This is a genomic window from Flavobacterium sp., assembly GCF_044339515.1.
Taxonomy (GTDB): Bacteria; Bacteroidota; Bacteroidia; order Flavobacteriales; family Flavobacteriaceae; genus Flavobacterium.
Genome location: NZ_JBIIVK010000018.1, coordinates 1 through 25,074, shown reverse-complemented (window position 1 = coordinate 25,074; position 25,074 = coordinate 1). Strand labels below are relative to the sequence as shown.

General features: G+C 33.7%; 30 protein-coding genes. 1 reads left to right on the top strand and 29 read right to left on the bottom strand.

Translation table 11 applies throughout. The annotated features are described in order from the left end of the window. Positions 1 to 2 precede the first annotated feature (2 nt). From ACIQ0M_RS06805 to hutH, 27 genes are read right to left on the bottom strand one after another with little or no spacing between them, the layout of a single operon-like run. Positions 3 to 488 carry a hypothetical protein gene (locus ACIQ0M_RS06805; protein ID WP_396151044.1) on the bottom strand — a complete coding sequence of 162 codons (486 nt, stop codon included), beginning with the start codon at positions 486 to 488 and terminating at the stop codon, positions 3 to 5. Position 489: 1 nt separating this feature from the next. Beyond that, the gene (locus ACIQ0M_RS06800) at positions 490 to 861 is read right to left on the bottom strand and encodes a 3-hydroxyacyl-ACP dehydratase (protein WP_396151042.1); all 372 of its coding nucleotides are present in this window, start codon (positions 859 to 861) and stop codon (positions 490 to 492) included. Between the two features lie 31 nt (positions 862 to 892). Next, complete coding sequence (locus ACIQ0M_RS06795; RefSeq protein WP_396151040.1) at positions 893 to 1,492, bottom strand: outer membrane beta-barrel protein; 600 nt, start codon at positions 1,490 to 1,492, stop codon at positions 893 to 895. Positions 1,493 to 1,500: 8 nt separating this feature from the next. Further along, on the bottom strand, positions 1,501 to 2,133 hold the full coding sequence (locus ACIQ0M_RS06790) for a hypothetical protein (RefSeq protein WP_396151037.1): 633 nt from the start codon (positions 2,131 to 2,133) through the stop codon (positions 1,501 to 1,503). Further along, complete coding sequence (locus ACIQ0M_RS06785; RefSeq protein ID WP_396151035.1) at positions 2,099 to 2,725, bottom strand: outer membrane lipoprotein carrier protein LolA; 627 nt, start codon at positions 2,723 to 2,725, stop codon at positions 2,099 to 2,101. Before ACIQ0M_RS06785 ends, ACIQ0M_RS06790 begins: the two co-directional genes overlap by 35 nt. Beyond that, on the bottom strand, positions 2,715 to 3,491 hold the full coding sequence (locus tag ACIQ0M_RS06780; protein WP_396151033.1) for a polysaccharide deacetylase family protein: 777 nt from the start codon (positions 3,489 to 3,491) through the stop codon (positions 2,715 to 2,717). The genes ACIQ0M_RS06785 and ACIQ0M_RS06780 overlap by 11 nt, the downstream gene beginning before the upstream one ends. Further along, positions 3,485 to 4,546 carry a beta-ketoacyl synthase N-terminal-like domain-containing protein gene (locus tag ACIQ0M_RS06775; protein WP_396151032.1) on the bottom strand — a complete coding sequence of 354 codons (1,062 nt, stop codon included), beginning with the start codon at positions 4,544 to 4,546 and terminating at the stop codon, positions 3,485 to 3,487. The genes ACIQ0M_RS06780 and ACIQ0M_RS06775 overlap by 7 nt, the downstream gene beginning before the upstream one ends. After that, a complete protein-coding gene (locus ACIQ0M_RS06770) occupies positions 4,543 to 5,742 on the bottom strand; it encodes a beta-ketoacyl-[acyl-carrier-protein] synthase family protein (RefSeq protein WP_396151030.1) in 1,200 nt (399 codons plus the stop codon). Before ACIQ0M_RS06770 ends, ACIQ0M_RS06775 begins: the two co-directional genes overlap by 4 nt. Positions 5,743 to 5,752: 10 nt before the next feature. Then, positions 5,753 to 6,010 (bottom strand): phosphopantetheine-binding protein, encoded by a 258-nt coding sequence (locus ACIQ0M_RS06765; RefSeq protein WP_396151028.1) that lies wholly within the window; start codon positions 6,008 to 6,010, stop codon positions 5,753 to 5,755. Positions 6,011 to 6,032: 22 nt separating this feature from the next. Continuing rightward, positions 6,033 to 6,593, bottom strand: coding sequence for a 3-oxoacyl-ACP synthase (locus tag ACIQ0M_RS06760; RefSeq protein WP_396151026.1), 561 nt, complete (start codon positions 6,591 to 6,593; stop codon positions 6,033 to 6,035). Between the two features lies 1 nt (position 6,594). Then, the gene (locus ACIQ0M_RS06755) at positions 6,595 to 7,746 is read right to left on the bottom strand and encodes a beta-ketoacyl synthase N-terminal-like domain-containing protein (protein ID WP_396151092.1); all 1,152 of its coding nucleotides are present in this window, start codon (positions 7,744 to 7,746) and stop codon (positions 6,595 to 6,597) included. A 9-nt stretch (positions 7,747 to 7,755) separates the two neighbouring features. Then, positions 7,756 to 8,205 (bottom strand): acyl-CoA thioesterase, encoded by a 450-nt coding sequence (locus ACIQ0M_RS06750; RefSeq protein ID WP_396151024.1) that lies wholly within the window; start codon positions 8,203 to 8,205, stop codon positions 7,756 to 7,758. Beyond that, the gene (locus tag ACIQ0M_RS06745; protein WP_396151022.1) at positions 8,180 to 9,466 is read right to left on the bottom strand and encodes an ABC transporter permease; all 1,287 of its coding nucleotides are present in this window, start codon (positions 9,464 to 9,466) and stop codon (positions 8,180 to 8,182) included. Before ACIQ0M_RS06745 ends, ACIQ0M_RS06750 begins: the two co-directional genes overlap by 26 nt. Next, a complete protein-coding gene (locus ACIQ0M_RS06740; RefSeq protein WP_396151020.1) occupies positions 9,456 to 10,211 on the bottom strand; it encodes an ABC transporter ATP-binding protein in 756 nt (251 codons plus the stop codon). The genes ACIQ0M_RS06745 and ACIQ0M_RS06740 overlap by 11 nt, the downstream gene beginning before the upstream one ends. A 6-nt stretch (positions 10,212 to 10,217) precedes the next feature. Continuing rightward, complete coding sequence (locus tag ACIQ0M_RS06735) at positions 10,218 to 11,213, bottom strand: BtrH N-terminal domain-containing protein (RefSeq protein ID WP_396151018.1); 996 nt, start codon at positions 11,211 to 11,213, stop codon at positions 10,218 to 10,220. Then, complete coding sequence (locus ACIQ0M_RS06730; protein ID WP_396151016.1) at positions 11,213 to 11,617, bottom strand: hypothetical protein; 405 nt, start codon at positions 11,615 to 11,617, stop codon at positions 11,213 to 11,215. Before ACIQ0M_RS06730 ends, ACIQ0M_RS06735 begins: the two co-directional genes overlap by 1 nt. Beyond that, entirely contained in the window at positions 11,617 to 12,078 is a 462-nt protein-coding gene (locus ACIQ0M_RS06725) for an ABC transporter permease (protein WP_396151014.1), read from the bottom strand. Before ACIQ0M_RS06725 ends, ACIQ0M_RS06730 begins: the two co-directional genes overlap by 1 nt. Before the next feature lie 3 nt (positions 12,079 to 12,081). After that, positions 12,082 to 12,519, bottom strand: coding sequence for a hypothetical protein (locus tag ACIQ0M_RS06720; RefSeq protein ID WP_396151012.1), 438 nt, complete (start codon positions 12,517 to 12,519; stop codon positions 12,082 to 12,084). Then, positions 12,520 to 13,653, bottom strand: coding sequence for a beta-ketoacyl-ACP synthase III (locus ACIQ0M_RS06715; protein ID WP_396151010.1), 1,134 nt, complete (start codon positions 13,651 to 13,653; stop codon positions 12,520 to 12,522). Positions 13,654 to 13,671: 18 nt separating this feature from the next. Further along, positions 13,672 to 14,574, bottom strand: a complete 903-nt coding sequence (locus tag ACIQ0M_RS06710) for a dialkylrecorsinol condensing enzyme DarA (protein WP_396151008.1) — start codon at positions 14,572 to 14,574, stop codon at positions 13,672 to 13,674. 58 nt (positions 14,575 to 14,632) lie between these two features. Further along, on the bottom strand, positions 14,633 to 16,282 hold the full coding sequence (locus ACIQ0M_RS06705) for a phytoene desaturase family protein (protein WP_396151006.1): 1,650 nt from the start codon (positions 16,280 to 16,282) through the stop codon (positions 14,633 to 14,635). Positions 16,283 to 16,330: 48 nt separating this feature from the next. Then, a complete protein-coding gene (locus tag ACIQ0M_RS06700; RefSeq protein ID WP_396151004.1) occupies positions 16,331 to 17,215 on the bottom strand; it encodes a lipid A biosynthesis acyltransferase in 885 nt (294 codons plus the stop codon). A gap of 5 nt (positions 17,216 to 17,220) precedes the next feature. Further along, the gene (locus tag ACIQ0M_RS06695) at positions 17,221 to 17,478 is read right to left on the bottom strand and encodes an acyl carrier protein (RefSeq protein WP_396151002.1); all 258 of its coding nucleotides are present in this window, start codon (positions 17,476 to 17,478) and stop codon (positions 17,221 to 17,223) included. A 9-nt stretch (positions 17,479 to 17,487) separates the two neighbouring features. Then, complete coding sequence (locus ACIQ0M_RS06690) at positions 17,488 to 18,708, bottom strand: beta-ketoacyl-[acyl-carrier-protein] synthase family protein (RefSeq protein ID WP_396151000.1); 1,221 nt, start codon at positions 18,706 to 18,708, stop codon at positions 17,488 to 17,490. Positions 18,709 to 18,723: 15 nt separating this feature from the next. Beyond that, complete coding sequence (gene fabG, locus ACIQ0M_RS06685; RefSeq protein ID WP_396150998.1) at positions 18,724 to 19,455, bottom strand: 3-oxoacyl-ACP reductase FabG; 732 nt, start codon at positions 19,453 to 19,455, stop codon at positions 18,724 to 18,726. A 27-nt stretch (positions 19,456 to 19,482) separates the two neighbouring features. Then, on the bottom strand, positions 19,483 to 20,592 hold the full coding sequence (locus ACIQ0M_RS06680) for a WG repeat-containing protein (protein WP_396150996.1): 1,110 nt from the start codon (positions 20,590 to 20,592) through the stop codon (positions 19,483 to 19,485). A 28-nt stretch (positions 20,593 to 20,620) separates the two neighbouring features. Beyond that, a complete protein-coding gene (gene hutH / locus ACIQ0M_RS06675) occupies positions 20,621 to 22,141 on the bottom strand; it encodes a histidine ammonia-lyase (RefSeq protein ID WP_396150994.1) in 1,521 nt (506 codons plus the stop codon). Positions 22,142 to 22,253: 112 nt separating this feature from the next. On the opposite strand from hutH, the gene ACIQ0M_RS06670 reads away from it, so the two are divergent. Next, positions 22,254 to 23,492, top strand: coding sequence for an NAD(P)/FAD-dependent oxidoreductase (locus ACIQ0M_RS06670; protein ID WP_396150992.1), 1,239 nt, complete (start codon positions 22,254 to 22,256; stop codon positions 23,490 to 23,492). A 42-nt stretch (positions 23,493 to 23,534) separates the two neighbouring features. On the opposite strand, the gene ACIQ0M_RS06665 is transcribed toward ACIQ0M_RS06670, so the two are convergent. Beyond that, complete coding sequence (locus ACIQ0M_RS06665; protein WP_026711064.1) at positions 23,535 to 23,942, bottom strand: hypothetical protein; 408 nt, start codon at positions 23,940 to 23,942, stop codon at positions 23,535 to 23,537. A gap of 132 nt (positions 23,943 to 24,074) precedes the next feature. Next, positions 24,075 to 24,584, bottom strand: a complete 510-nt coding sequence (locus ACIQ0M_RS06660) for a helix-turn-helix domain-containing protein (RefSeq protein WP_396150990.1) — start codon at positions 24,582 to 24,584, stop codon at positions 24,075 to 24,077. Positions 24,585 to 25,074 lie beyond the last annotated feature (490 nt).

Here is a 25,074-nt window from a genome sequence, read left to right as displayed (position 1 = left end):
GGTTAGTTTGCAATTAACTCCTTTTCTTGTGCGGTAAATGATTTTGACTGCATGATGAACGACTTTAAATGCTCTTTCAAAGCTTTGTTTTGTTTGTCAAAGGTAGTCAAAATAAGCTTTTTATCCTCTTGAATATTAGCTTTATAATTAAGGATTTTGGGTGTGTTTTCTTGAATACTTAAACGAATTAATCTAATTTCGGCATTGTTTGAATCGGCTTTAACGGCTTGTTCGAGAATTGTAATCCCTTTTGTAAAAAGTTCTTTTTTTGTTTTTCTTTCAGTGGCAAATTTTGCTTTTAGAGCGATAGAAGCACCTTTATAAGCTAACATGGTTTTGTTTTCTCCTGTATAGTTTACCATTAGCTCGTTGAATTCATTAGCCTTTTCTTTGGATAGAGAAGCTAGGATATAATTTTCTCTTACGGTTGAAATATCCTGATTGCCGGAGAAAAAAAATAGAAATACTATAGAAAGAAAAAATTTCAAGCTATGCTTTTTTGTAGGTGTTAAATAATTTTATAGCAACCGTCTCGTCAAAAAAAGTAGTGTTTTTTACTTTAACTTCAGTTTCAACATCGCCAGAAAAATCTAATTCGAGCTTCAATTTTGGATTGATTTCCGGATTGATTAATGCCATAAATTTAACATTGGATGAACTTTTTAAAATCAAAGAACTTCCCAAGATTTCTTGTGAAAGTTCTTTGATTATTTGCATCATGCAAACCCCTGGTGTTACCGGATTTCCAGGAAAATGACCTTTGAAAATAGCATGTTCTTTATTTAAAAAAACAGTGGCGTTATATTTTTCATCTGAAATTTTCTCGATATTTTCAACTGTGTAGAAATCCTTTAGTAACATTGGTTAATTTTTTATATGAAATATACATTTTTTATTTTAAATCAAAAGTATAAGAAACACCTAATTGAAACAAAAAGTTGGTGTTATAATCTCCAACATCATACGAATTATTGCTAAAATAATCTGTTTCATAAATATCGATGATTCCTTTTTTAAGTCTGGCTTCAATTGATAAATCTTTAGTAACATTAAACCCTAATCCTAACAAGAACGCTAAATCAACATCCGATTGAGTAAATCTGTTTTGTCCGGCTTGAAAATCAATTGTAGGACCGATATGGATATTAAATTTATTATTAAATGTAAATTTATTTACAATTGCAAGAGAGATGTAATCTACTGAAATGTCTTCTTTAGAAAAATCATAACTACCTGTTTGATTATTGAAAATTTCGACCAACACATCATTTCCACCTTGTTTAGAGTAACTAATCTCAGGTTGTAAAGTATAGTATTTTGTAAGTTTCAATTCTCCAAAACCGGCTATGTAAAAATCGGTTCGAGTAGAAGCATCTGATTGAGTGATTTTAGATAAATTTAAACCTGCTCTGAGTCCGGGCTTAAAAGTTACTTGAGCGTTTACTTGTGTTAGTCCGAAGAAAAACAAAAATGCAATAAGAATTCTTTTCATACTATTTATTAATTACTAATTTGATTTAATTCAATTTTTAACTTGATATTTTTATGTTCAATAATTATTTTTTCGGCAAAAGTAGTGTTTTTTCCTTCAAACTGAATCAGAACTTTTTCTTTTGATTTTGTTGTGTGTTTGAGTTTCGTCAACCTTTTATCCGATTTATTTTCGAATAAATAATTAAAACTATTCCCGTCCTTTGTTTTATAAATTGTATGTATTTGATTTTCAAAAACTTCTTCGGCTCTATATTTTTCTCTAAAGACTAATCTAAAATCTTTTTTTAACGTATTCAGTACAATTTTTTTATTCAATTCTTCCACACAATAATTTACTTTAAAGCTATTTTCTGAAACTTCAAAATCGAGTAATGTATTTCCAAAATCGGTAGTTAAAACGGCTCGATGAAGTGTATCATTTATTTTCTTGGCTACAAAAATTCCCCCTAATTGTTTTCCGTAAACTTCAATGCTAGCTTTGTAAACATAATCTTTTTCAGAATCGGAAAAATAAAAATTTTGAATGATTCTTTGCTCATTTTCAATCTTGGCTACGTTAGGAATTTCATACGTTTTACAAGAAATAAAAAGTAAAAATAAACCACTACTGATTAAAAACCGCATCATCAAATTTTGCATTTAGTTGTTTGTTTTTAAAAACAATTTTGGTAAAATCGTTTGATGGTTCAATTAATCTTACTTGAGAAACTGTTGACTCGCCAATTGGAAAATACAATTCTACTAATTTGATATACTTTTTTATAGTCGCTGTTTTCGGAGTTAACTTAGTGATATAAAATTCTTTATTTTTGAAATACTCGATGGAAAATTCTTCATCATCAAAGAGATTACCACTTACACTTCCAACAATTAACTTATTAATTTTTTCAAACATTTTACTGTTTCCGGCATTTATACTGCTTTTTTTCCCTTGATCGTTAATGTAAACTTTATTGTTTTTAAAAATTATACTGTACTGATACGGATTAGTATATTGCCAATTCAATAAATTAGGTGATTTCAAATACATTTTACCGGAAGTTTCAATGTCTTTTGACAAAAAACTCAAGTGTTTATATTGAATAAAATCAGTTTTTAATGATTTTATAGTTTTCGTTTCTTTTTCAACAGAAGTTTTGAATAAAGAAATTTCAGTTGCCGACATTTTCTGTTCTTGGGCAAAAACAGTGAAATTCATAAACAAAACAAAAAACAACATCCTAATTTTCATACGCCGAAAGATTTAAAAGTTTATCCACAGAAACAATGGAATAATTTTCCGTTTTCAAAAATAGCAATAACCGTTCCAATACGTTGACTGATTTTTGAGAAGTATCGTGCAAAAGTATAATTCCGCCCGGTTTAATTTTATTTTTTACGCGTTCAAAAATAATATTTTCGTTTTCATAAACGGTATCTAAAGAACGAATATTCCAACCAATAACATGATGCTTTGTTTTAGAAACTGCTTTGGCAATCATCGGATTTGTAACTCCAAACGGCGGACGGAAAAAATTCATTTCAAGTCCTGATAATTGCTGAGCTAATTTATTTGTTTCTGTAATTTCATCTAATACTTTTTGAGAAGAAAAAAAACCAAAATTTTCCGAATGAGAATAACTGTGATTTCCCACTAAATGACCTTCAGAAATAATTCTTTTAAAAAGTTCGGGATTATTTTCGATTTGTTTTCCGATGCAAAAAAAAGTGGCTTTCACATTAAATTGTTTTAGTAAATCCAGCACTTTTTCAGTCATTTCGTGCGGACCATCATCAAAGGTCAAAGCAATTTCCTTTGAAGTAGAATTTGGCTTTAATGAGTACGCTTTAGTAAAATAGTTTAATCGAATATCAAACGAACCCCAAGTGGTTAATCCCAACCAGATTATAAAAAGAAGTAAAAAAAATGTCCAATGAACTGCTGTAAAAAAGGTGAGAATAAACAAAACCAATACAACAGCAACACAAAAAAGAACTATTTTTTTATGTTTTAGCATTTTTTGAGTAAAGTTAAACTATGGTCTTTCCCTCGGTATTGATTGTAAAGTAAAACCGTCTGATACTTTTCTTTATCGATGGAATTCATTTTTACGCAAGTAGGAACAGTTTGTTCTCTCAAAATATTCAACGCCATCCAAAGTCCGAATCCATTGGCTGTATAAAATTCACCACTCAAGTGTTTAAAATAAGCTTGAGGTGTCTCTTTTAATAAATTACTAACTTGATTAAAATAAACATCAAATTCTACATCACCATTATTACCAAGCACAACTAAATCTATATCGTTTAGACTGATTTTATTGTTGTTCAAAAAAGTTTTTACATAATCCTGAACTTCATCAACTACTAATGAATTTCGTATTGAAATAGCTTCCAATGTTGCATACGAACTTTCCTTTTTTTCATTTTCCAATACAAAAAAACTGGCACCTTCTCCCAAAATCATTCCTTTTGAGGTAGGTTCTAAAATTGAACATGGCAAATCTTCTTCCTTTTTGATATTTCCAACCATACGTTGCACATCGATGTAATGCTGAGCGGTTTCATCTATTCCACCTACTAAAACGGAATTGGCTTCCTCTGTTTGAATTTGAAGTTTGGCATCTAACAAGGCTGTTTCAAAAGAAATAGCACCATTTACATACGTGAAATTATAGCCTTTGCATTGTAATCCAAGAGCGATTTGTCCTGCAACGGTGTTATGTGTAGATTGTATAAATGAAGTTGGCGTTAAAAACTGTTCATTATTATCTAAAATGGCTTTGAGAAATTTTTCAGAATCTTCCAAACAACCCAAACCTGTTCCGGTAATAATGGCATCGGGAACAACAAGATTGGCCTCTTTTAAAGCTTGCGTGGAAGTAAAAATTCCCATCTTAACTCCTTTCGCCATTCTTCTGATGAATGATGGCGAAATAACCTCTGCATAGGAAGGTTGCTTTGCGTATACGACAGTTTCATTTGTAGTAAGTTCAACCTCAGCTAAAAATTCTGAATCTACTGTTTTTTGAACTGAAATGCAACCTATCCCATTGATGTAACTCTTTTTCATTCGCTTTTAGAAAATATAACCGTTGAACAATTACCACCAAAACCAAACGAATTCGACAACACATGATTAATATTCTTCTCTTTCAATGCGGTTTGCGGAATCAAATTAAATTCTTCCATTGGTTTTTTAAAATTCATATTTGGGAAAACCAAGTTGTGTTGCAGAGCCAAAACGCTATACACTGCCTCAATGGCTGCTGCGGCTGCTAACGTGTGACCTGTAAATGCTTTTGTGGAACTAAAATCGGGCACATTATCATTAAATATTCTTAAAATAGCTCTACCTTCCGATAAATCGTTGTTGGGTGTTGCAGTCCCGTGTGCATTGATATAGTCAATGTCATTGGGTTGAAGATTGGCCAATTTGAATGCTTTTTGCATGGCTAAAAACGCTCCTTCACCATTTTCTGAGGAAGCCGTTTGATGAAAAGCATCATTGGCATTGCCAAAACCGCTTACATAAGCCAATATTTTTTTATTTTTTTTTTGAACAATTTCATCTGATTCCAACACTAAAAAAGCGGCTGCTTCTCCAAGATTTAAACCTTTTCTGTCGTTATCAAAAGGTGTGTTATAGGTATCTGATAAAATCATTAACGTTTTAAATCCGTTGATGGTGAATTTTGCCAACGCATCTGTTCCGCCTACAATTACGCGGTCTAATTGTCCGGATTGAATCAACCTGCATCCCAACATAATGGCATTGGCTGCTGACGAACAAGCAGTGCTTACGGTTGTCACCATTCCTTTTAGACCAATATAATCGGCAATTTGATGAGAAGAATCGCCTGCATCGTGACTGTCGATGTATTTGTGAAGCGATTCATCTTTATAATAGTCGTAAAAATACTTTTCATTTAAATCCATGCCACCAACACTTGTGGCAGAAATAAATCCACTTCGACAGTCGTTTATGTTGTTAATATTGGCATTTTCAAGAGCTTCACTAACAGCAATCGCTCCTAATAAAGTTGTTCTTGAAAAATTATTGTCTTCAGATAAATTGAGTTGTTGAGCTAATTGTTGGTTGGATAATTTAATCTCACCCACTTTAATTACCTCTTTATGAATTGTTTCTAAATTTTCGATAGTAGAAATTCCGGTTTTACCGTTTATTAACGACTGGAAGTTTTGTTCAACAGAGTTTCCTATTGAAGAAATGATTCCCATCCCGGTTATTGCAACTCTTTTATTCATTAACAGTTATTTATTTTGTGCGATTTGCAGCGATGTAATTGGCCATTGTTTCCACCGATTGAAAAATGGTTTTTCCTTCTTTCGGGTCGGTTAATTTAATGCCGTAATCTTTGTCTAACAAAACAATTAATTCCAGAGCATCGATTGAATCTAAACCAATTCCGTCTCCAAACAATGTTTCGTTATCATCAAATTCTTCTACAGAAATGTGTTCTAAATTTAATGCTGCTATAATTTTTGTTTTTAATTCTTGCTTTAATGCTTCCATATAATTATTTGTTCTTTATTTATTATTCTACTATGAATAGCTTCGCTAAATAGCTTTCGTCAAAATATTCTACCCATCCACAGAGTACTTTTACTGCTTTTTTATTTTGCAAAAGCGACGTTGCATATTGGGTCAAAAATACTTCATTATTTTCTTCAAACACAAAAAATGCATTCTCCGATTTTAATTGATGTTTAATACTTATTTCTCCTACACAAATGTTTGGTAAAGTATAAACAAAAACAGCTGGACTCGGATAATAATTTTCTTTGTTATCAATAGACTGCTGAAACTTTACGTCTGTATCTAAACTAGATGAACGGTTGGCAAAAACCAATGCAACATTGTTTTCGGCATCGGCAATTATTTGTTCACTCAGCAAAACTTCAGATGCTAAAAACGCTAATTTACTCAAATTGTCCATTTTAAAAAATTTTGGATAATTAATTCCGAATTTTTTATAGGCAGACTTGGCAAATTCTGCAAATGAATCTAAATTTGATTCAAATTTTTTTTCATCATTGACAAAAATTACATTTGACTCAATTCTACACGAATTTGTTATAGTAAATTGACTTTTCAAATTAGTTTATTTTTTCAAAAATTACTGCTGTATTGCATCCGCCAAAACCGGAAGCCGTTTTTAAAAAATAGTTGATTTCAGCCGTTATATTTTCTTTAATCACAGCAATAGATTGGGTTGTTCCATCATTCTGAAATCCTTTTGATAAAATCAATTGGTTTCGTTTAGCACTTTCTATCGCAATAACTGTTTCCAACAAACCGGAAGCTCCTAACGTGTGACCGTAAAATCCTTTGAGGCTGTTGACAGGAACGTTTTGCAAATGTAATCTATTGAATGCAATTGCTTCCATCTCATCATTGTATAAAGTTGCTGTTCCGTGAGCTGAAATATAGTCGATTTCTTTGACCGTAATATTCGCTTCCATTAAAGCACTTTCTATACTTCTGAACAATCCTTCTCCAGTTCTGGATGGGCCGGAAATGTGATTGGCATCGTTAATCGCACCGTCACCACAAATTTTTATGGCGTTTGCTTCAACTTTATTTTTATCGGAAGTTAGATAAACCGCCGCAGTTGCTTCGCCTAAAGTCACTCCATTTCTGTCTGAATCATACGGTTTGCATGGCATTTCACTCATGGCTTGGAATGAATTAAATCCAGACAACACAAATTCAGTAACTTCATCTCCGGCTAAAATAAAAGCATCGTCATAAACACCAACTTGAATCATCCGTTTAGCCACAGCAATTGCCAAAACGCCCGAAACGCAAGCATTTGAAAGCACGATTGGTTCTGTCGTAAAACCAAATAATGAGCTTATTTTTTTGGCTAAGAAAGCCAATTCAGCTTCTTTTACCGGGTTAGACTCTAATTCTAAGGAGCTTATATTTCCTTTGGTAGTAGAAAAAACAAAAGCTGTTCGGTTTGAAATATTATTTTTTTCTACCAAAGGCAGCAAAGCCAAAAGCAACATCTTTTCTAATTTAGTAAACTTTCTATCCGAAACAGAAAAAGGAAAAACAGTTTTATTAAAAACCTCATCCAACTGAGCAGTAGAAACAATAGAAGCATAAAACTGCTCTAAATTTCCAACATTTTTGTGCAATTGAATTCCGCTTTTACCTTGTTGAAGTGCATCCCAATTGGAATTGACATCAAAACCTAACGGAGTGATGCAATTGGTTTGGGTGATATAGACACTTTTATTGATCATTAAAATTTATTTTAAAAGTCCCACTTTTCGTTTCCATTCTTCATAAAATGGTGGGTTATTGAGGGATAAATTTCCGTTTACATCTACAAATACCTGAACTGTTTCACCTGTGCAGGCAACTTCATCATTAGCGTCAAAAATTTTATATCGAAAAATCATTTTTGCGGCAGGAGTGTCAACAATAGTAGTTTCAATACGGGCTACATCTCCGTAACGTAACGACAATTTATGTTCGCAAACCGATTTTACAATCGGAGTTGTAAAACCATATTTATGTACATCGAGATAGGAAATTCCATGTTCACGACCAAATGCCTCACGACCGTCTTCAAAATAAGTGATGTAATAGCCATGCCAAACAATTCCAAGTGGATCGGTTTCATTAAATCGAACCCTGATATCTTTGGAAATTGTTAGCTGCGAAACTTCATCATACTGCTCTTTTCTTTTTATCATATACGATTGCAATAGTTACTGTGATTATAAAAAACAAAAGTAATAAACTTATTTCAGGCAAAATTTCTAAAATCCCGCCATTTCGAAGCAAAACATCATAAAAAGCATTCAATCCCCAGTTCATTGGTGAAATGTGTGCGATGAATTGCATCACTTTTGGCATGGCAAAAACCGGAATCCAAACGCCGCCCATCGCTGCTAAAATCACCACCGAAGTTGCTCCAAACGGTGCCGATTGTTCTTGGGTTTTGGCTAATGTTCCCAACAAAATTCCGAAACCAACCGCTGCCAATCCGGCAAAAATGGCTACGATACTCATCAAAAATAATTTTCCGCTCACGTCTAAAGCGGGTAAACCTATGTGTGGAAAAAGATAAATTCCAACGGCTACCATCAAATAGAATTGAATCATACAAATTATCAAATAAGTCGCTGTTTTTCCGGCTATAACTACAGCGTAAGGAACAGGATTCGTGATTAATCGAACGAGGGTTCCTTGGCTTTTTTCTTTTACAATATTGATGGAAAGTGGCACTACAATGAAAAAAATCGCAAATAGTGTCCAAGCCGGCACATTATGCTGAACTGAGTTGGGTAAAATTTCTTTGTTATCGATAGTTGGCACAATTTCTTTGAAGGAAATAAAACTTTCCTGCTCAAAAACGGGTTCATCACCTTCACCTAATTGTTCTTGAAAAGTGGTATAAATAGAACTCGTTTCAATTTGCGAAATCATTCGATCAATTGCATTTTTAACTCCATTTTTAAATGATAACTGGGTCGCTGGGTCAAAATATAGTTTAATTTCTTTGGGTTCTAATTTCTGATTTTGAACTTCCGTAGAAAGAGAGTCCGTTAAACCGAATGAACTTACGATTCGATCGACATTTTGATTTACTTTCAATTGCAAATCGGAACTTAATTTTTCCGGGATGATAATTGCTAACTGATATTTACCTTTAAAAACAGCTTCTTGAGCTACTTCTTCAGTAATATTTTTTCCATTTAATTGCGTAAGCACTTCAAATGAACCACTTTCATTCAAATTCTTTCGAACGGTTTTTGAAATTGTATCATTATCGTTGTCCACTAACAAAATCGGAATTTTTACATCTGACATCGATTTATAGGTGCCATCTTGAATGAGTGTGATGGTAATTATAAGTATCAACGGCATTACAAAAAGTATTACCAAACCACCAAAATCTCTTTTGAGCAGTAACGTTTCTTTATAAACCGACATGAAAAACTTATATAACATCGCGAAGTTCTTTTCCTGTTAATGAAATAAAAACATCTTCTAAATTCGATGCATTTTCTGTTTCAGCAATCAATTGCTTTGGCGTTCCTTGAGCAAAAATTTTACCTCTATCAATAATGGCAATTTGCGTACAAAAATCCTGAGCTTCCACCAAATGATGAGAAGTATAAATGATGGTTGTTCCTTTGGAATTGAGTTCTTTCAAATAATCAATAATTACATTTTTCGATTGAACATCTACTCCAACGGTTGGTTCATCTAAAAATAATATCAACGGATTGTGTAAAATTCCGGCAATCAAGTTGACACGTCTTTTCATTCCGCCGGAGAAAGTTTCTACTTTTTTGTCGGCAAACTTCAATAAACCTAAATGTTCCAGCGACTGTTCAACTTTTAATTTTAATTCTTTTCCCTTCAAACCATACATACTTCCAAAATACAACAAATTTTCTCTTGCTGTTAAGGTGGGATACAACGCATATTCCTGCGGAACAACGCCCATCAATTTTTTAATTTCGGTTGCATTATTTTGATAGGATAATTCATTGATAGAAAATTTACCCGAAGTGGGTTTAATTAATCCGCAAAGTATGGAAAGTAACGTTGTTTTTCCGGCTCCATTTGGTCCCAATAATCCAAAGATTTCCTTTTCTTCGATAATCAAACTTAGATCATTTATCGAAAAATCATCTGCATCTTTATACTTTTTAAAAAGTTGTTCGATATGAATTATGGGCTTTTTCATGACAACTTATATTGCTTTTTTTAGCATTTTAAAGAAATTCTCTTCTAAATCGGCAATATGCAGTAGTTCTTTCGAAAGACTGTTGTAAACATCAGTCTGGCTACTTCTGTTTTTATAAACTCGGGAAGCGTTAACGGCAAAATCTCTCCATAAATCGCCAATTCGGGTCATTTCTTTGGAGAGTTCATATAATTGTTCATTCTTCAGAATTGGAGCCGCTTCTTGTAAAAAAGCAGCATATATAAAACGGAAACCTCCTCCACCAGTACCAATTTCTTCTTGCATCCGAACCATTTGTGCAAGGTAATGGTTAGCAATTTTATTTCCTTTTTTATTTGCCCATTTCGGAATATTTTTAGCTACTGTTCTAATTCCCTTTACGCCCACAATTGGAACCGGTGCGAGCATCTCACGACATGTGTTTTTGATTCCTTTTTTGATGGCTCCTTCCCAATCAATGTCGGTAGGTATATGAATCGGGAAATACATTTGCCCTTTTGGAGCTAACGCACCTTTTGCAAAACGTACTTTCTCGAGTTCTGCTTCTGTTAATGTGGTTACGGTCTCCATGACAGGATCACTAATTAAAAAGTGATTGTCTTTTTTGCCGTAAACCACTAAATTATGAGCATTAAAATGAAAACGATATTCGTCCGGAAAATAAGTTAAATGGTAAACCCCAACTTGAAGTCCGGTAGGAATATTATTTTTCAAGTTTTCTTCTAATGCAATTTGAGCACTTTTTTCATTTGAAAATTTGATACGTTTTACTTTTATTCCGAGTCTTTTTGCGGCTCTGTTAAAAATAAAACCGGGCATCGGTCGGTAACTGATTGCCGGAGCATGATTCACTTTTAAAAGTGGAAGGTAGAAAAACAAGATTCCTGAACCAATACCAAAAACCATTGGTTCGCTAATGTTGATTCCACGATGCTTCAAGAGATTGGAAGCAACACCATTTTCGCAGTGAGCGGATTGATGATGGATAAAATTTGTTTCCATTATTCTCCCTTAAAATTTTTTAGCTCTTCGATTGAAATCTCAAAAGCTTCAGCATATTTAGATAAGACTTTATTGCTTAATCGTTTAAAAACAGATGGTTTTCGGTGCCTTTTTACTCGCCAAATCCACATTCCAACATAAGAGGATAAGACAACCCAATCCATTTTATGTACTTCCATGAAGTAAACAATTGGACTTACTTTACCGTTCTTTACATCAGCACTTGCGTTTTCAATTCGTTCATTAATATCTTCAATAGAATTTTGCAAAGCGATGGTTTTTGGTTCCCAACCCGTACTTAATGCTGTAGTATAGTTGCCATTTTCATCGGTTGCATAACACAACTCTTTGATGTTATTTTTGGACAAATTGCCCTTATCCTGAGGTACTTCTTCCTTTTTCATTAATTCGTTTTCTGGATAAAAAGGTTCAACTCGGCTTCAAAAAGTAATTCACTTTCAAAATACGTAGTGCATTTCATACTACATATTTTGTATTCATCGGCATCAAATCTGGAAATTAAGGCCGCTTTTGTTTGGATTGTATCTCCTTGTTTTGGTAGCGAATGAACTTGTAATTTTTTTATGCCGCTAATAAATCCAACTACTTTTACACCTTCCTTTTCATTGTGTTCGTCATCAATAAAATAAGACTTGGCAACTATTGAAGAACAAGTTTGAGCGGCATTTTCAATTAATCCGATTTCTGAAAAAAATGAATTTTCAACAAACAAGTTATTTTTTTCAATAGTAAATACAGTAACAACTTCATTTTCATCGAACTCCACTATATGATCTACCATCAACATTGGTTGACGATGAGGCAAATAATTTTGTATTTCGATTAAATTTTCCTGCGGTTGCATGATTTAATTTGCTAAAACTGTTTTCATTTGTCCTTTGGCAATTTCAACACCATTTAATTTGGACGAAATATCAACCAAAGTAACCCCCATAAATTCATGAAGAACCGATACCATTGTTTCGATTTCGTCATTTAATTGTGGTAATTGATTGATTTCAATGCTTTTTATAGAACCAATATAACCCACCGGAGCAGGCTGTTGTTTCAAATAAAATTGATAACCTGTGTATAAAGCTACTGATTGAGCCATATGTTCAATTAATCCAGCTTCTTGAAAAACTGAATCTTTCACGAAGATGTTGTTTTCAGGGACAGTCAAACCCACCACAATTTCATTTTCTTTAAAATCAATCAGTTTATCTACCATTACGAAAGGAAATTTTTGCGGAATTAAATTTTCCACAAAGTTTTTATCTAAAATAGGTAAGAGCACATTTTCCATTTAGCAAACTGTTAAATAAGCATAAGCATACGAAAAACGACCACTTTCTGGTACTGAAAGCAATAATTTATCTCCTTTTTTCAATTTTCCGGAATTCATAATTTCTTCTACCATAAGATAGATGGATGCAGAACCAACATTTCCAACATCTTTTAAATTCATAAACCATTTTTCCATCGGAATTACAATTCCTCTTTCAGCTAATGATTTTGCCAATTTATCTACAAAATAATGCGAAGAAACATGTGGGAGAAAATAGGTTATATCATTTGGATTAATATTATTTTTGTCCAAAGCAGCTTTCATACTCTCTGCTCCTTTTTCTAAAATATACTTGTCTAATAATTTCACATCCTGTTTGATGGCAAAAATCGATTGTTCTAACCATTCGTTGGAATGAAAGTCGCTCCAAGGTCTGATTTCGCCATTTTCTAATTTATCGCCACCGGCGTACATACAAGCTTCTAGTTCATGAGCATAAGAAAAGGCTTCCATCCATTCAATTTTTAATGGATTTTCTCCTTTTGGTTTGTTTTCTAATAAAAATGCTGCGGCACCGTCGGACAACATCCAACGAAGAAAATCTTTTTTGAAAGCTAAAATAGGATGCTCTTCAATGCTATGTTCATGCACAATTTCTGCTTCATATTTATCTGCAAGCAACCAAGTTGAAACTCTTTCCGAACCTGTGCAAATTGCATTTTTAGAATTTCCTGATTTAACAGATAGGTAACCAAATTTTAATGAATTCATTCCGGCATTGCAAACACCTGAAGATGAATTTAATTCTAACGATTTATTTTTCATCAAACCGTGTACCATTGCCGCATGGGATGGCAACAAGTTATCCGGAGTAGATGTACCACAAGAAAGCACTTCAACATCTGTTGACTTAAATGATTCATCATATAAGGTTTCAATGGCTAAATTCGTTAACTCTGCATTGGTATGGGTAGGAATACTATTCTCATCTAAAGCATAATATCTGGAAACAATACCGTTTTTACGAAGAATTATTTTTCTTGCTTTTGAAGCGGAATTATTAATTAAACCCAAAAAAGATTCCATTTCGTCATTGGAAACAGCTTTGTTAGGTAAAAATTTTCCGGATTTTGTTATGTAAACGTCAAACATATGTATTCAGTTGTCAGATCAAACTCCTTTAAAGTAAGTTTTTTCTTTCTTAATTTGGTTAGTTTTAAAAGGAATTGAAAAAAGGTGCAATATATAGACAATTGGGGAAATAATCCATATTGCTACGAACAAATATAGGTTAAAGAATTTTAACCAAGTTGGTCTAGAATTTGATTTTTTAATGATAAAATTAGCCCATTTAGCAAACATTTTGTTGGCTTTTTTATCCATTTCAATTAAAAACGATCTAATTTCAACTGCATCTTTGGCTACAAGTTCTTTTTGAAGAGAATCGAATTGATTTGTTTTTAAATGTTTTAAGATAATTTCTCCAAATTTAGATGAATTTAAAATCTCTTCATCGGCAACTCCCGGCTTTGGAAAAAATCCTAAATAGTTGGTTTGTTTTCCGGTAAACATCCAGTGCACGATTGTAATCACGCTGATATGATTGATATGTCTGTCAACTAAAGCAATGTTTCCAACTAATTTAGCATTAGCTGCTACTAGAGAATTTTTCATTTTTTCCTGAGCCATTATCCACATGTTCCTTGCTCCAATCACGGTTACAACAGGTGTATTTTTAATAATTTGCTGACCCAAGTCGCTTTTTAAAAATGAATTAATTGGAATAGAAGGCGTTAAATACCAAACTTGGTAGGCCAAAATAACCAAATCATATTTTTTATTTAAAATGTCTTGTGAAGGGTTATGAATAGGTGCCGGAATTTGCAAAAATGATTCCGGAAAAGCATCAAAAAAGTCAGCTTTAGTCCAAGGAAAAGGAAAAGGTTTTTCCATTTCAATGTTATAAAAAGTAACCGAAATCTCTTCGTCATTCAAGAGTGGTTTGGCTATATTTTGAGCAATTTTTTCTAATTGTCCGGATTGTGTGTAATAGATTACAATAACATTTTTCATTACTTCATAGTTCCTTTCGTTGGTTTTTAAAGATATTAAAAAAATTAAATCAATAAAATTAAATTTTTACTTCTTTAAAAGTTCTGATTTTATCTTCGCGTTTTGCCAAAACATACTCATTCCAAGTAGAAGAATCATCGGCATCAAAAATCGTTATTTTTTGCGATTCATCTTCTATGAGAAAATCGGTTGATTTGCAATTTAATATTTTGGCAGCCGCTTCCAAGCCGGAATAACTGGCTCCTGTTACGCCGTGTGATAGTGTGCTAGCCCCACATAAATAAAGACTATCAAACTCTGTTTGGTTTTTATAGGCAAAAGGACCAATTTGTCGAAGTGTTTTTTCAGTTCCGTATACATTACCTCTGGTGCTGTTGATGTAAAATTGGTTTGTTTTGGGTGTTCCCAATTCAGCTTGCACAATATGTTCTCTAACAGTTGGAATTAATTTTTCAACCGTATTCAGTAATTTTTCTATGATTTTGTTCTTAAATAATTCGTATTCCGGTGTATGATATTCATCCTGATTAAATTGCTTGAAACTATCAAAATCAACATACGTCACAATTTCAAAATTATGATATCTTCCATTAAAACTTACCGGATCTTTGAGTGTGGTGCAACTCATGAACAGAGCCGGAAACTCATTACCCTCTGTAATATTGCCTTTTGTAAGCTCATCAAAATGTCCGTCTATATTATCATCTTTGAATTTCCAAATATTTCCGGAATCAATACCGAATTGAGTTACATCCAAATCAACCGTTAAAAATAAAATTAAAGAAGTAACGGAATACCTCGTTTTATCGAGTCTTTTGAGTAATTTTTTACTGCAATTCTCTCCGCCGATAAGCTTTAGAAACGTTGTAGATGGATCTGCATTTGAAATGATGTTTTTTGCAAATAGTTGTTTTCCGTCATGCATTTGAACGCCAATTGCTTTTTTATCTGACAGTAAAATTTTATTCACTTTTTGTTGTGTTCTGACCACGCCTCCAAAACTTTTAATTTTGGTGGTCATTGCTTTAACTATTCCACCGCCGCCGCCCATTGGGTAATAGCCTCCTTCAAAATAATGATTCATTACAGAACAATGAACCGGAAAACTTGCTCGATTGGGTGGAAGTCCGTGATCACCACATTGAGCATTTAAAATTGCTTTGACAAGAGGATCTTTGATGTGCCAACCAATCACTCGTTTTAAAGAAAATAAAGCAAATTTTCCAAAATGTTTCGTGCGAAAAGGAACTGTGATTTTTTGCCAAAGTCCTTTTAATTTTGGGATTAATTGAAGTTCGTAATTTACTTTTTCAATTAAAGAAAGATATTCTCTGATGTTTTTAGCTTCGTGCGGAAATTCAGTAGCCAGTTTGTTTTTTAAATTTTCAATTCCGGCCGGATAATCAAATTGATAATCGCCTATTTGACAATGATCATACCCATTTTTGTTCATCCTAAAAAAAATCAGATCATTGGCAATGCCTAAACTTTTATAGAGCTGATTAGTAGATTGATCTTCTGCTAGCAATCCGATGTAATGAACTCCTGGACTAAAACGCTGTCCATTTAAGGTAAAACTATGGCACCATCCACCCGGAACATCATGTTGTTCTAAAACCAAAACCTTTTGTCCGGCTCTTGCCAAACAAAGTGCTGTGGTTAAACCGCCTGCCCCTGATCCTATAATGATTGAGTCAAATTCCTCCATAGTTTATTTTGTTGGTTAGCTAACTAGAATTTGATTAGCTATCATTATTTAGTTAGTTTTTATATCGTCCCAAAAATCAAAATAATTGAACCATTGCAATGGGTATTTTTTTAGCATTGATTCTACACTTTCTATATAGGCCTTTAACAGCCCTTTTTCATCACGGTATTTTGTGTGTGCTTCTCTGGCATAAAGGTGATAATGCAGGTTATTTTCTTTCATGACATAAACAAAAACTACCGGCACTTTCAATCTGGATGCAATTAAAAATGGTCCTGCCGGAAAATTTGCCTCTTTCCCCAGAATTTCTTCTGTCAAGCATTTGGTCCCCTGAAAATAACGATCTCCTGTGAAACAAATCAACTCATTGTTGGCTAATGCATTATTAATATCAAAGATATGCGACATATCCTCTTTAACAAAAATAAATTTTATAGAAGATTTTTGGGCTATACTCTCTAAATAATCTTTGATAACGGTATGTTCTAAGTCAGTGGTAACTAAGTTAATTTGACACTCCAAGTCGATATCCGCAAAAAAATGTTCTGCAATTTCAAAATTTCCAATGTGAGCACTAATAAGCACACCGCCTTTTTTTTGAGCTAAAAGGTTCTTGAGTACATCTATACCATCAAATTCATACGTAAATCGATTTCTAAGTCCGAAAGAAATGGCTGTTTTATCAATAATGGTTTGCCCGAAGGTGAAATAACTTTTAAAAACAGCTGCTCTTGTTTTAAGATTTGAATAACCTAATCTGCTTTTAAAGTAATAGCCAATGGCCTGATTGCTTTTCTTTAGAAATAAAAAATAGTAAGAAGCTACGAAATAAAGCACAAAATAGGATGCTTTAATTCCTAACTTCTTTATACAAAAAACAAAAATTTTATAACCCAGTAGTGTTCCTCTTGATTTTCCGTCCCACTTGCTCATGGCGGTTAAGCGTTTTCTTTTACTTTAATCTTATTTTCAATTAAATCATAAAAGTTTTGAAAAGTGGCAATCCCAACAAAATCTGCTTCCCCTAGTTTCACACCAAAGTTAGCTTCTATTGTTACAACCAAATCAACATAATCCAAACTATCTAATCCAAGTGTGTCTTTTAAATTAGCTTCGGGAGAAATTGTATCTCCATCCACCTCAAACTCCTCTACTAAGAAACCATTAATAGTTTCAATAATATCTGCTTTATTCATTTTTTAAAATTATACTTTTTTAACTACAAGTGCTGAATTTGTTCCTCCGAAACCAAAGGAATTAGACAAAAATATATTAATTTTTGTATTTATTGTACTTTTAACAATATTTAATTTAGCAGAATCTTCATCGGGATTTTCAAAATTGATATTTGGAGCAATAAAAGAATGTTGCATCATGAGGATAGAATAAATTACTTCACTGGCTCCAGCCATCCAGCATTCGTGTCCAGTCATTGATTTAGTAGAGCTTACAGGCGTATTATTTTCTCCAAAAATTTCATAAATTGCTTTGGCTTCATTACCATCACCAACGGGTGTTGAAGTAGCGTGTGCATTGATATAATCAATTTGATCTGGAGTAACATTTGCCTGAGCCATCGCACGCTTCATAGCTGTGGAAGGGCCATCTACGTTTGGTGTGGAAATATGACCTCCGTTGGATGAAAATCCATAACCAATTACTTCGGCTATTATTGGTGCTCCTCTTTTTACTGCAGATTCATAACTTTCCAATATTAACGTTGCACCACCACCGCTAGGCACTAAACCATCTCGTTTAGCATCAAATGGTCGTGAAGCTTTGCTCGGATTTGCTTCATCAAGAGAAAAAACACCTAATCCGTCAAAACTAGACATGGCATATTTATTAATTTCCTGTGCACCACCACAAATAATGATGTCTTGCAAACCACTTTTTATCAGATGATACCCTAAACCAATTGAATGTGAACCACTTGCACAAGCAGCACTAACCGTTAAATTAATTCCTCGCAATCTGAAAATAGTAGATAAATTCATGGTTACGGTAGAATTCATCGACTTAAAAATAGCACCTGAGCCTATTAATGTAGTATCTTTCTTTTCACGAATAATATCGGTGGCCTCAATGATTGCCATTGAAACACTATCGTTTCCATAAAGAATTCCAACTTCGTTTGTGTCAAAAAAGCTGTCATCAATGTTAGCATTTCGCAAGGCTTCGATGGTAGCCATGTAGGCATATTCCGTTTCTTCGCCAATACTGATTCGCTGTCTGCGGCTGAGTAATGCTTTCAAATCGGGTCTTGGCACTTTTCCGGTTAAGGCAGAACGAAATCCGAAATCTTTCCTTTCTTGGTCATAAACTATTCCTGATTTACCTTCGTAGAGTGATTGTTTCACTTCGTCTAATGAAGTTCCAATGCAGGAATAAATTCCCATTCCGGTAATAACTACTCTTTTATCCATGCGTATTCCTATTTTTTAAGAATATATTCCTCCGTTAATATTAATCACTTCTCCTGTAATATATCCTGCCTTTTTTGAAACCAAAAAACTTACCAAATCCGCCACCTCTTCGGCTTCACCAAATCGGTTTGCCGGAACTAGTTTTACTAATTCACTTTCATCAAGTGAACTGGTCATATCAGTACGAATAAATCCCGGAGCCACAGCATTCACGGTAATGTTTCGCTTGGCTACTTCTTGAGCCAATGCTTTGGTGGCAGCCACAATTGCACCTTTTGCCGCAGAATAATTGGTTTGTCCGGCTGTTCCTTTTACACCGGAAACCGAAGCCATATTTACAATCCGACCATATTTATTGCGAAGCATTTTTTGTATGAAAAAATTGGTGACGTTAAAAAACCCATTCAAACTGGTGTTTACCACATTGCTCCAATCGTCGTGTGTCATCCACATAAAAAGACCATCTTTGGTGATGCCGGCATTGTTTACGATAACTTCAACAACAGCCTCCGGGTTTTTTTCTTGCCAAGCTGACAAAGCAATTGTTACTTCCTCTGCATTGGAAACATTAAATTGAATAATTTCTCCTGTTGCTCCTTTACTAATAACTTCTTGAAGCGTTTTTTCGGCAGCTTCTTTATTGCTTTGGTAATTGATGAGGATGTGGTAACTACTTTCTTCTGCTAATTTTTGACAAATAGCACTTCCAATTCCTCTTGAACCACCGGTTACTAATGCACACTTCATAGTATCGTTATAAATTTTATTCTTATTTTATTTTTGAAAAAGTTCGGCGTTATCAAAATATTGATTACCAAGGATTGTTCCATCCGGTTTTAGAAAACACCATTTTTTATTAGCTTTTACTCTGGCTAAACCATTTACAAATCCTTTGTCTTCGTCTCTAAAAACACCGAATCCAACGGCAGTGATTTGATAATTTGTAGGAATGACTAATTTCCCGTTTACATCGATAAATCCCCAATCATTTGATTTCACAGGAGCCAATCCATCTGCAGAAAAAATCTCTACATCATCATACATGGGCTGAACAACATACTCGCCTTTTGTGTTGATAAAACCCCATTTTTTTCCATCAAAAGCCGGGGCCAATGATTTTGAAAAAGCCCTTACTTTATCAAACTTTGGTTCGATAACCCAATTGCCATTCATATCGATAAAACCAATTTTTTTATTTTTCCGGGCATAAGTCAAATCTTCTGAATGAAAATCCCATATTTTATCGGCACCTTCCACTTGTTTAAAAACATTTGCTTTTACTAAACCAAATGCTTCTCCTTTTCTGGCCCAAGTGGTACTTTTATAATAATTACCTATTTCATCATATTCAGTATTGACCACTTCTTTTCCGGACTTATCAATAATTCCCCATTTGTCGTTGTTTTTTACCCGGGCATAATTACCTTCAAATCCTTTAATAACTTGGTATTTTGGTTGTAAAACTACTTCGCCTTTTGGATTAATCAAACCAACTTTGTCCCCTTGACGAATGAAAGCCACTCCATTTTCAAAATCATACAATTTTTCGGAAGCAGGCATTTGAAGTTCTTTCCCTGTTTTGTCGATATAAAACCATCTTTTTTCTTTTTCAACCAAACAAATGCCACTGTTAAAATATTTCACTTTAGTAAAAGTAGCCGGAATAGCCCAGTCTCCTTTTGAATTAATAAACCCCCAGTTTCCATTATCTAAAGCGGCCGCCATACCTTCTGAAAAATTTTTGGCATCTTTAAATTTGGGCAAAATTGCATATTCTCCGGCTTTGGTAATGTAGCCGAATTTGTCACCTTGCTTTACAAGTGCAAGCTCTTGTGCTGAAATGAACTGTACAAACAACACCATTAAAAGAGTAAGCTTTTTCATGTTTATAATTGTTATGGTTAGTACTAATTTATATTGACATCAAGTGTTCTTTCACCTTTTGAACATAGGGATACATCACTTGATCTTCCTTAAATTTTGGAACGATTGCACGCACATCGTCATATAATTTTTTGGTAACCGATGAAACTTTTCCATCATAACCCAAAGCATCTATCGCCTGAACAATCGTTATCGTTTCAATCGCCAACACTTCAAAAGCATTTTCAATTACTTTACCGGTAATTACCGCCGCATTGGTTCCCATACTCACAATATCTTGATTATCATTATTGTTTGGAATACTGTGCACATACATTGGATTAGACAACATCTGGTTTTCAGCCGTTGTTGATGTGGCTGTAAATTGAACTCCTTGCATACCAAAATTAAACCCTAAAGTACCTAAATTAACAAAAGGAGGCAAGATTTCGTTCAATTTTGAATTTAAAAGATAATTTAATTGTCTTTCAGACAGCATCGTTAATTTTGTGATTACTAACTTTAGCTTGTCCATTTCAAGTGAAATATAATCGCCATGGAAATTCCCACCATGATAAACGTGTTTGTTTTTTACATCAACAATCGGATTGTCGTTGGCTGAATTTATTTCTTTTTCCAACACAGAAGCAACCGATTTCACTGTATCTAACACCGGACCTAAAATTTGTGGCACACAGCGTAACGAATAATATTCTTGCACTTTTTCTTTAAAAACATCCTCCGTATTTTCGCCGGAATACAGATGATCTTCTCTTTTTCGAATGAGTTGACTGTCATTTAAATTTGTTCGCATTATTTTAGCGATTTCCTGTTGTCCAAAATGAAGTTTTGTTTCATTTAATTCAGCAGACAAATGGTCGTCATATGCAGAAACAATTTCATTAATGGCACAGGAACATTTCACAGCCCAATCGATTAATTTTTGAGCGTGAAAAACATTTACAACGCCAATTCCTGTCATCACCGAAGTACCGTTCATCAAGGCTAAACCTTCACGAATTTCAACTTGAATGGGTTGAAGATTTTCTATTTTAAAAACCTCTTGGGTTGACCTTCGTTCGCCCTTATAAAACACTTCTCCTTCTCCAATTAAAACCAATGCTAAATGAGCTAATTGAACTAAATCTCCGCTGGCACCTACTCCGCCATGTTCAAAAATTAAAGGTGTAATATCGCGGTTGATGAATTCTTTCATTAAATGAATAACAGAAGGATGTACCCCTGAATTTCCTAATGAAAGCGTATTTAATCTTGCTAAAATGGCTGATTTTACAAAATAAGGATTTAATGGCTTACCGGTTCCCGAAGAATGACTTCTAATCAAATTGTATTGCAACTGAATTTGGTCTTCTTTTTTAATTCGGTATTGAGCCATTGGACCAAATCCGGTATTAACGCCATAAATTACTTTGTTTTGGGCAAACTCTTTTAAAAAACTATAACTTTCTTTTACTCTTTCTAAAACTTTTTCACTTATCTCCGCTTTATCATTTTTAAAAACGATGGACACAAATTGTTCCAAGTCTAAATATTCTCCAATAACGCTCATTATAGTTATTTTAATTTATAAATTTTTTAAGAATTTATTTTTAATTTAATGGGAATGTAATTACATTTGAACGGCAAAGATACTATATTCTAAAATACAAAAAAAAGAAATAATGACAACAGAATCAGTAGATGTTTTGGTGATTGGTGCCGGACCATCGGGATGTGTTTCAGCATCTTATCTATATAATAATGGTGTTTCGGTAAAAGTTGTTGAAAAGACAAAATTTCCGCGATTAGTTGTCGGAGAGAGTTTGATTCCCAGAGTGATGGATCATTTTGCTGAAGTTGGATTGTTTCCTGCACTCGATGCCATGAATTTTGAGAAGAAATTAGGAGCTCGATTTATTCGTGGTGAAGAAATTTGTGTGTTTGATTTTAGTGATAAGTACTCCGAAGGTTGGGATTGGACATGGCAAGTGCCGAGAGCCGATTTTGACAACACATTGGCTCAAGAAGTCATCAAAAAAGGGGTTGATTTAGAGTTTGAAAGTGAAGTAATTTCTGTGTCTTTTGAAGGAAAAAATTCAACTACCGTGATTAAAGATAAAGACGGAAATTTAAAAGAAATAAAAGCAAAATTCATTATTGATTCCAGTGGTTACGGAAGGGTTTTGCCTCGATTGTTAGACTTGGATACTCCATCAAAATTAGATCCTCATTCTTCTATTTTCACCCATGTGAAAGATGTAAATCGTCCGGAAGGTGAAGAAGGCACTTTGATTTCTTTTGATATTTTAGAAACCGAAGTGTGGTTGTGGGTAATTCCGTTTTCGAATGGAAATACGAGTCTTGGTGTAGTTGGTCCAACCACTTTCATCAATTCCCTCTCCGATAAAAGTAATGCAGATGCATTGCGTAATGCCATTCAATTGTCTGATTATTACATCAAGCGTTTTGGTAATGTCGATTTTCTTTTTGAGCCGGTGAAATTGGAAAATTATTCCCGTTCGGTAAAAAAAATGTACGGAGATGGTTTTGCATTAACCGGCAACAGTTCAGAATTTTTAGATCCGGTTTTTTCTTCCGGCGTTGCTTTTGCAACCGAATCTGGAATTCTGGCAGCCAAATTAATTCACAAAGAATTGAAAGGAGCAACCGTAGATTGGGAAACTGAATTCACCGGTTATATGAAAAGTGGAATTGGTGTGTTTACCACTTATGTAAAAGAATGGTACACCGGAAATTTACAAACTTTGTTCTTTCACCAACCGGAAAACCCGGATGTAAAAAGAAAAATTTGTGCAGTTTTGGCGGGATATGTTTGGGACGATACCAATCCGTTTGTTAAAAAACATGATAATGTGATTAAGAATATGGCTCACATGATTAATATGGAGAAGGAAGTATAAAAAAAACCGCCCATCAAGGCGGTCATTACATTACAATTACTTTTACAACGTATCCCGATGGGCGGTAACTTCCGCAATAAACACATCAACTTCGGCAAGTTGTTTGTTTACGCGTTCAAGGTCTAATTCTTTTTCAAGCAGAGCTACTGCTCCGTAACTTTCTTTGCGGTTTTCCAACAAGAATTTGCGGTATTCTAACCGTACTTTGCGTTTTTCTTCGGCCTCTTTGGTAGGACCTTCCGGCAAAATCGCAAGAACCGTGTCAACGGCAGCTATTTCTGCATTTACACCTTGCAGGATGGCATCAATCTCTACAGCGGTATTGCTGTAGTTGGTCACAAGTCGTTCTTCTGATAACTTTTTAAAGTTTAAATCAGATTTTTCCTTTTGGGCCATGCCCAACAACACATCGCAATCGGCAACTGTTGTTAAATTACTTACTGAGTACATAATTAAAAGTTTTAAAATTATACTTACATAAACGCAAGCATTATACCTTAAAATATTATAAATCAGAAGTTTATAAAAACATTAACGTGTAGCGTTAATCTTATTTTAAAAATATACTAAACACAAAATGGATTACGTTTTCACCGCTATTTCTAAACTTTTTTTGAGCAATTTTTCTTCAAAAGCCAGCACTTCTTTTTTAATTTGAAGTAGAACTAAACCCTCTGCATTTTTTTCATTTTGCTTTTTGTAGGCAAGCGACTCGTATAATTTAATTTCTTTTTTTGATTTGGCTTGTTCTTTCAAGTGGTTTACAATTTTATTAGACGCCTTAGCAGCATATTCTTTTTTTTGCATGGCTTGTAGTTTCTTATCAACCAATAGTTGCTGGTGTTGGTTTTTTACTAAAAGACGATGCAAAAGACCTCGCTCTGTTGGCTCGTTTTTAGCTTCAAGATTTTCTGTTTCAGATTCGCTTTTTGCAAAAGATAAGAGTGTAGCCAATTTTTCAGTGGCATGAGTGGGTAGTTTACGTTTACCAATTTCATACAACGAGAGTTGACTCCGGGTAACTTGTAGCAATAGTGCCAATTCTTCTTGCTTTAAACCCAGTTGTTCTCTGATGGTTAGTTGCCTTTCCATTTTAAAAGTAAGTTTGTAGCAAATTTGCAAAAAAAATCATTACGCTACACTTTTTGTAGCAAATTTTTAAGAGTGAAAAAAATGCGTCAATAGTTGACGCATTTATTTATAATTGAAATTTTTGCTACGCTTGTCGAGTTAGTTTTAGATTATGAATATACTAAATTAAAATAATATTTAAAACTAAATAAACGAATAATACCGCTTATAACTTTATACATACTGTTTATAACATTTGTATAGCTAAAATAGTTTTCATCATTTATTATTGCAAATTTTTATCAAAACAACTCCATGCATAATACAAATGTTTACCAAAAATCTAAAAACCCTCAACAAAATATCACCAAATCTAGTGAGGACAAAAAAATCACTATAAATGGGTATTGTTTGATGTCGTTTTTTATTTTAAAATTGCAACATTATTAAAATTCGTAAGAAAATTTACAAAAAGAAAATACTTCGGTATCACGCATTATACTCACTTTCG